This window comes from Streptomyces xiaopingdaonensis (assembly GCF_000262345.1).
In the GTDB taxonomy this organism is placed as follows: domain Bacteria; phylum Actinomycetota; class Actinomycetes; order Streptomycetales; family Streptomycetaceae; genus Streptomyces; species Streptomyces xiaopingdaonensis.
This window is the reverse complement of the sequence record NZ_AJTQ01000066.1, coordinates 1-6,967: the sequence shown is the minus strand read 5'-3', so window position 1 is coordinate 6,967 and position 6,967 is coordinate 1. Positions and strand designations below refer to the sequence as shown.

Genomic DNA, 6,967 nt, shown 5'->3' with positions numbered 1-6,967 from the left:
GACGGTAGCGGGGGCTCAGTCGCCCGTCCGCAGCCGCTCCAGCTCCGTCTCGCGCTGGGAGACCTGCGCGAGGAGCTTCTCCGCGATCTCGTCGAGGAGCGCGTCGGGGTCGTCCGGCGCCATCCGCAGCATCGAGCCGATGGCGCTCTCCTCCAACTCCGAGACGATCGCGGTGAGTTGCTCCTTCCGCTGGGCCAGCCACTCCAGTCGTGCGTAGAGCTCCTCGGCCCGCGCCAGCTCCGTCGGCTCGGGCGAGGGGCCCGCGGCCCACTCCTCGGCGAGGGCGGTGAGCGCGGCCTCGTCGCCGTCCGCGTAGGCGCGGTTGACGCGGACGAGGAACTCCTCGCGGCGCTTGCGCTCCGGCTCGTCCCGCGCGAGGTCCGGGTGGACCGCGCGCACCAGCTCGCGGTAGGCCCGCCGCGCGTCCTCGCTCGGGCGCACGCGTCCCGGTGGGGTGACGGACTGCTCGTTGAGCATCGCCGTCGCCTCCGGGCGCATCCCCTCCGAGGCGACCCAGCCGAAGAAGAGCTCCTCGACCTCGGGCATCGGCAGCACGGCCGCGCGCTTCTCGCGCGCCGTGCGTGCGTCCTCCGGGTCCCCGCTGCGCTCCGCCACGGCCTCGGCGATCTGGGCCTCCAGCTCGTCGAGCCGGGAGTAGACGGGGCCGAGCCGCTGGTGGTGGAGGCGGGAGAAGTTCTCCACCTCGACCCGGAAGGACTCGACGGCGATCTCGTACTCGATGAGCGCCGTCTCCGCGGCACGCACCGCCTGCTCCAGGCGTGCGGTACCGCCGCGTTCGGCGGTCGGTCCGGCTTCCGGGTTCGCGTTCATCCCGACCAGCGTACGCACCCGGGCAAACCGCGGGCGGCCGGCTCCGTACGCCTCAGTCCCTGAACTCCTCGGGGCAGCGCGCCCCTTCGCCCACCCGCAGGTGCTCCTCGGCCCAGTTGGTGAGCTCGACGAGGGCCGGCCTGATCGCTCTGCCGGCGTCGGTGAGCTCGTAGCTGACGCGCAGCGGCGGGCCCTCCTCGACGGTGCGGCGCACGAGCCCGAGTCCGGCGAGTTCGGTGAGGCGGTCGGAGAGCATCCGCTCGCTGATGCCGGGGACCGCGCGGCGGAGCTGGGCGAAGTGTCCCGGACCGTTCATGAGGGCGGCGAGGATCAGCCCCGTCCAGCGCTTGCCGAGGAGTTGGAAGACACGCGTCATCCCGCTCTCGGGCTCGGTGCACATCTCTCCCGGCCCCGCTGGTTCGTCCCGCAGCTCCGCCATGCGCCACAGCGTACTAGGACAAGTCAAGGAGGTGCAAAAAAGTAAGTAGCTGTGTTATCAATAGGTGCGGGGGGAACAGAATCAACTTATGCAACACAAGGAGTTACAGGTGGCCACCCTGCTGCACATCGACTCGTCGCTCTTCCCCGGCTCGGGCTCCGTCTCGCGCGACGTCACCGCTTCCTTCCGCAAGGCCTGGGAGGAACAGCACCCCGACGGCACCGTCGTCTACCGCGACCTCGCGGCGAACCCCCTCCCGCACATCGACGACACCGCGTTCACCTCGGCGCTCGTCGCCCCCGAGGAGCGCACGCCCGAGCAGGCCGCCGCCTACGCGCTCCGCGACACCCTCGCAACGGAGTTGGAGCAGGCCGACGCCGTCCTCATCGGCGCTCCGATGTACAACTTCACGATCCCGTCGACGCTCAAGTCCTGGCTCGACCAGACGATCCTCATGGGCCGCACGACGGCCACGGAGAAGCCCTCGGCCGCCGGCACCCCCACCACCGTCGTCGCGAGCCGCGGCGGCGGCTACGGCCCCGGCACCCCGCGGGAGAGCTTCGAGTTCGTCCTCAACTACCTGGAGAAGATGCTCGGCGAGGGCGGCTTCCAGCTCGACCTGGAGTTCATCGTGCCGGAGCTGACGCTCGCCGAGGGCAACCCGGCGATGGCCGAACTCGTCGGCCTCGCCCGCGAGTCCCGCGCCAAGGCGCACGAGGCGGCGACGGCCCGCGGCAAGGAGATCGCGGCCCGCCTCGCCTCCTGAGCTCCGCCACCCCACGACTCGGCCCCGCTCCCTGCCCGGGTGCGGGGCCGAGCCATGCGGCCAACTCCGGTACCCGAACCCTCACCCACCGCCCCGGATCAAGCTCGGGTTGACAGCCACTGGTGTGAGTGGTTCATTAATCACATGCCGAATCCCGTCTCGCAACGACAGCTCTCCACCGCCGAGGAACGGCGCAGGACGGTCCTCACCACAGCGGTCAGCGCCTTCGCCGACCGGGGCTACTTCGGCACGACCACCACGGACGTGGCCCAGCGGGCAGGCATCTCGCAGGCGTACGTCTACCGGCTCTTCCCCGACAAGGAAACGCTCTTCGTCGCCGTCTCCGAGCACTGCTTCGCCCGCATCCGCGAGAGCCTCGGCGACGGAGCCGCCGCAGCGAAGAGCACCGCACCGCAGGACGTACTCGACGCGATGGGCGACGCGTACGCCCGACTCATCGCCGACCGCGACCTGTTGCTGCTCCAGCTCCACGCACAGTGCGCCGCCGCGTCGGAGCCCGCCGTCCGCGAGGCGGTGCGCGCCGGGTACGCACGGCTCGTCGAGTACGTACGAGGCGTCTCCGGCGCGGCGGACGCCGACATCCAGCGGTTCTTCGCCGTGGGGACGCTCTGCCACCTGGTGGTCGCCACGGACTCCCACGAGGTCGACGCCCCGTGGGCGCGGACGCTCTCCGACGGGCTCCGCCACTACTGAAACCCGAGGGGAGGTGACCCCGTGTCCCGTTCCGCCGCCGTCCGTTGGGCCCTGCTCGCGCCGCTCGCCGCGCTCGACGTGGCGCTGTTCGCGCTCTGGCGCTGAACGCCGCAGGCACAGCACCGCGCTCACCGGGGCCCTTTTTTTGGCCCAAACAGTGAGTGGTCAACCACACATAACACCGGAGGAGACACCGCCATGACCGACACCCCGACCACCGCTCCGAGCACGGAACGCGTCCTCTGGTCGCTGACGCTCGCCGTCCTCCTCTTCGCGCTCCTCTTCATGGTCGCGCTCTGGCACTGACCGGCCGCACGAAAGGAGCGCCACCATGGCCACCACGACGACACCGCACGCAGCGCGGCAGGAGCCCTCGCGCCTCGCCCGGGCCACGGTCCTGGCCGCGGCGACGCTCACGCTCATGGCCGCGGCGATCATCGCGCCCGGACTGCCCGCGATGGAACGGGAGTTCGCCGGCGCACCCGGCGCCGACCTCCTCGTCCGCTTCGTGCTGACCGTCACCTCGCTGGCCATCGCACTCACCGCACCGGCGGCCGGGCTCCTCGCCGACCGCGTCGGACCCCGCGCGTTGCTGGTGTCGAGCCTCGTGCTCTACGCACTCAGCGGCACGGCCGGAGCCTTCGCCACCGACCTGTACCTGCTGCTGGCCACCAGGGCGCTGCTCGGCGTCGCGGTGGGCGGCATCATGACGGCGGTCGCCGCCACCCTCACCGGCTGGTTCGACGGGCAGCGACGGGCCTCGTTCCTCGGGCTGCAACAGGCGTGCGCCAGCCTGGGCGGCGCCGTCTTCCTGCCGCTCGGCGGGCTGTTGGCCACGAGCGGCTGGCGGGCACCGTTCTGGCTCTACACCGTCTCGGCCGCCGTCGCCGTCCTCGCGCTGCTCGCCCTGCGCGAGGAACCGCGGCCCCGGCACGGCGGTACGGCCGCCGAGCCTCACCGGGGCGCGCGGAACGGCGGCCGCATCCTCGGCGTGTACGCGGTGGCGCTCCTCGCCACGGTGGTTTTCTACATGGCGCCCACGCAACTGCCGTTCGTACTCGGCGAGTTCGGCAGCAGCACCACCGTCGTCGGCGCGGTGATCGCCGGGAGCACGCTCTCCGGCACGGTCGGCGCCCTCGCCTTCCCCGCCCTGCGCCGGAGGTCGGCCGCCACGACGCTCACCGCCTCCGCCCTCGCGCTGCTGGGCGCCGGCTGGCTGCTCGTCGGCACGGCCGGCACGACCGTCCAAGTCCTGACGGGCATGCTCGTCGGCGGCGCCGGCGTCGGGCTCGTCGTGCCCAACCTCAACCTGCGGCTCAGCGAACTCGCCCGTCCCGAAAGGCGTGGCCGGGTCCTCGGCGGCCTCGTCACGGCCGTCTTCCTCGGGCAGTTCCTCTCCCCGCTGCTCGTACAGCCCCTCGCCGGCACCACCGGACTCGCCGACGCCTTCGCCTGGGCCGGCGGTGCGACGGCGGTCGGCGCCGTCGTCGCGGGGCTCGTCCGGCTCGCCACCGTCCCGCGGTCGCGCCGTGCCCCGGCGACACCCGAACCCAGTGAACACACCGAAAGGAAGCATCCGATGATCCACCACTGCGTCCGCTTCACCTTCAAGCCCGGCACCGAGCCGGAGCAGCTCGAAGAGGCCCTCGCGAGCCTCCGCAACCAGGGCGAAGCGATCCCCTCCGTACGCTCCTTCCTCGTCGGCCGGGACCACGGCGGCACGTACGAGTGGGGTGCCACCTTCCAGATCGAGGACCTCGACGGCTACTGGGAGTACCTCATGCACCCCGCCCACCGCCGCACCGACGAGATAGGGCTGCCGCTGGTCGACAAGTTCATGTCGTTCGACCTCACCGACGACCCGGACCCGGAGACCGGCGAGCGGATCGCCGCCCTCCACCAGCGCCGCTTCGACGGCGACCCCGAACTGACCCGCCTCGTCTCCGACCTCGGCGAGTACGAGGGCAGCGCGGCACCGGGCCCGCACGGCACCTGACGCACACGGCGCGGCCTCGCCGTTGCCCCGAGCGACACTCCGGCGAGCGTCCGGCAACCGCGGTACGGGCAAACGAGCGCGGCCCACTGCCCGTTGGCAGCGCACCAGCGAAGCGCGAAGAGCCCAGCCGTACCGAGCGTGCGACCGACCGGGGAACGGCCCGCATCGTGACAAGCACGCGGGCCGTTTCTCGGCCGCCGCCGGGCGCCTGTCACCGGGCCCCACTCGTCGGCACCTCGTCCGACGCGGTCGTGTGCCGTTGACAACTGTCGCGGCTTCCATGACGCCTGTCACCGATCGCTCCGGTGCCCCTCCTCCCGGACACCCGCCGAACCCTACGGTCGCTCTGCCGGCAGCCCGCGGGCCGCGGGCGGAGCGGACGGAGGAGCGGCATGGACGAACGGGAGCACGGACGATGACGGCGGTCGCCGTGGACGGTCTGCGGAAGAGCTACGGAAGCCACGAGGTACTGCACGGCATCGACTTCACCGTGGCGCAGGGCGAGATCTTCGCCCTGCTCGGGCCCAACGGCGCGGGCAAGACGACGGCCCTGGAGATCCTGGAGGGGTTTCGGCACCGCGACGGAGGGCGGGTCGAGGTACTCGGTCTCGACCCCGGCAGCGCCGCCGGCGGCCGCGCACTGCGCGAGCAGGTGGGCCTCGTCCTGCAGGACATCGCCGTCGAGCCGTATCTGACGGTGCGCGAGACGCTCGCACGCAACGCGGGGTACTACCGCGCACCCCGGGACGTCGACGCGGTGGCCGAGCTCGTCGGCCTCCACGACAAGCGGACCGCCAAGGTCAAGGACCTCTCCGGCGGGCAGAAGCGCCGGCTCGACCTGGCGCTGGGAGTCGTCGGAAACCCGCGCCTGCTCTTCCTCGACGAGCCGACCACGGGCTTCGACCCCAGCGCCCGGCACACCGCCTGGCAGGTGGTCAGAGACCTGCGCGACTCGGGCACCACCATCGTGCTCACCACCCACTACATGGACGAGGTCCAGGCGCTCGCCGACTCCGTGGCCGTCCTCGCCGGCGGCCGCCTCGTCGAGTCGGGCACCCCGGCCACCCTCGGCGGCAGGGACGGCGCGCGCGCCCGCATCAGCTTCGTACTGCCGCCGGACGCCACGTCGGCGGAACTCCCCCTGCCGGTACGGGAGACCACCGCGCACACGTCCGCCGCCGACCGCCTCGTCACCGCCGAGGTGTCGGAGCCGACGGCCGCGCTGCACACGCTCACCGCGTGGGCCGTGCACCGCGGGGTGGAGCTCGGCCGGCTCACCGTCGAGCGGCCCTCCCTGGAGGAGGCCTACCTCGACCTCACCCGCTCCTTCGAGGAGGAACCGTCCCAGCGCGCCCCCCGCATCCGAGGGCGTCAGAAGATTCGGAGCCGTTCGTGACCACCTCGACCCCGGCCTCTCCTCCGCCCGCAGCACCCGTCGGAACCGAAGCACGACGCAGCGTCGCCGACGGCCGCGGGCGAGCGGGACCGGTGCTCCACCAAATCCGTTACGAGCAGCTCTCCTTCTGGCGCAACCCGCAGGCCGTGCTCTTCACCTTCCTGCTGCCGGTGCTCTTCGTGACCATCTTCGGCGCGGTCTTCGGCGGAGACGAGAAGCAGGACTTCTACTTCGGGCTCTCCAGCATGGAGTACTACACGCCCACCATCGCCGCCATCTCCGTACTCGGGGCCTGCTACGGCCAGTTGGCCATCGTGCTCTCGACCCGGCGGCAGACCGGGATGCTCAAGCGGCTGCGGGCCACGCCGCTGCCCGCCTGGGTGTACTTCGTCGGACTGCTGGCGCACTGCGTGCTCGTCAGCGTCGTCGACGTCCTCCTCGTCCTCGGCGTCGGCTCGCTCTACGGAGTGGCGCCGCCCGCGCACTGGGCGGCCCTCGTGCCGACCCTCGTGCTGGGCGCCGCGAGCTTCTGCGCCCTCGGCGCCGGGGTCGCCTCGCTCGTCAAGAGCGCCGAATCCGCCCCGGCGCTGGTGCAGTTCATCCAGTTTCCGCTGGTCTTCGTCTCGGGCACCTTCTTCCCCGTCCACGCCGACGTGCTGAACACCGTCGCGGGCCTGCTGCCGGTGAAGCCGTTCAACGAGGCGATGCTCGCCGCCTTCGCCGACTCGGGCGGCTTCCTGTGGAAGGAGCTCGGGGTCCTGACCGCGTGGGGCGTCCTGGGCACACTCCTGGCAGTCAGCCGCTTCCGCTGGGACCCCAAGCCCG

The 6,967-nt window shown here is 72.0% G+C and carries 7 protein-coding genes; 5 read left to right on the top strand and 2 right to left on the bottom strand.

What is annotated here, in order from left to right:
- Positions 1–15 precede the first annotated feature (15 nt).
- Together UWG_RS0105675 and UWG_RS0105670 are read right to left on the bottom strand one after the other, a co-directional pair.
- Complete coding sequence (locus UWG_RS0105675; protein ID WP_237719995.1) at positions 16–831, bottom strand: J domain-containing protein; 816 nt, start codon at positions 829–831, stop codon at positions 16–18.
- Between the two features lie 52 nt (positions 832–883).
- A complete protein-coding gene (locus UWG_RS0105670; protein ID WP_016906233.1) occupies positions 884–1,231 on the bottom strand; it encodes a winged helix-turn-helix transcriptional regulator in 348 nt (115 codons plus the stop codon).
- 148 nt (positions 1,232–1,379) lie between these two features.
- Here UWG_RS0105670 and UWG_RS0105665 point away from each other — a divergent pair, with 148 nt between their 5' ends.
- From UWG_RS0105665 to UWG_RS29520, 5 genes are all read left to right on the top strand, one after another.
- Positions 1,380–2,036: an FMN-dependent NADH-azoreductase gene (locus UWG_RS0105665; protein WP_016906232.1), complete on the top strand. Its 657-nt coding sequence runs from the start codon at positions 1,380–1,382 to the stop codon at positions 2,034–2,036.
- Positions 2,037–2,180: 144 nt separating this feature from the next.
- Positions 2,181–2,750, top strand: a complete 570-nt coding sequence (locus UWG_RS0105660; protein ID WP_016906231.1) for a TetR/AcrR family transcriptional regulator — start codon at positions 2,181–2,183, stop codon at positions 2,748–2,750.
- Positions 2,751–3,081: 331 nt separating this feature from the next.
- On the top strand, positions 3,082–4,746 hold the full coding sequence (locus UWG_RS0105645; RefSeq protein WP_016906229.1) for an MFS transporter: 1,665 nt from the start codon (positions 3,082–3,084) through the stop codon (positions 4,744–4,746).
- Positions 4,747–5,161: 415 nt separating this feature from the next.
- Positions 5,162–6,142, top strand: a complete 981-nt coding sequence (locus UWG_RS0105640) for an ABC transporter ATP-binding protein (RefSeq protein ID WP_016906228.1) — start codon at positions 5,162–5,164, stop codon at positions 6,140–6,142.
- Between the two features lie 92 nt (positions 6,143–6,234).
- Positions 6,235–6,967, top strand: a 733-nt coding sequence (locus tag UWG_RS29520) for an ABC transporter permease (protein ID WP_033195979.1), incomplete at its 3' end; no start/stop codon positions are given.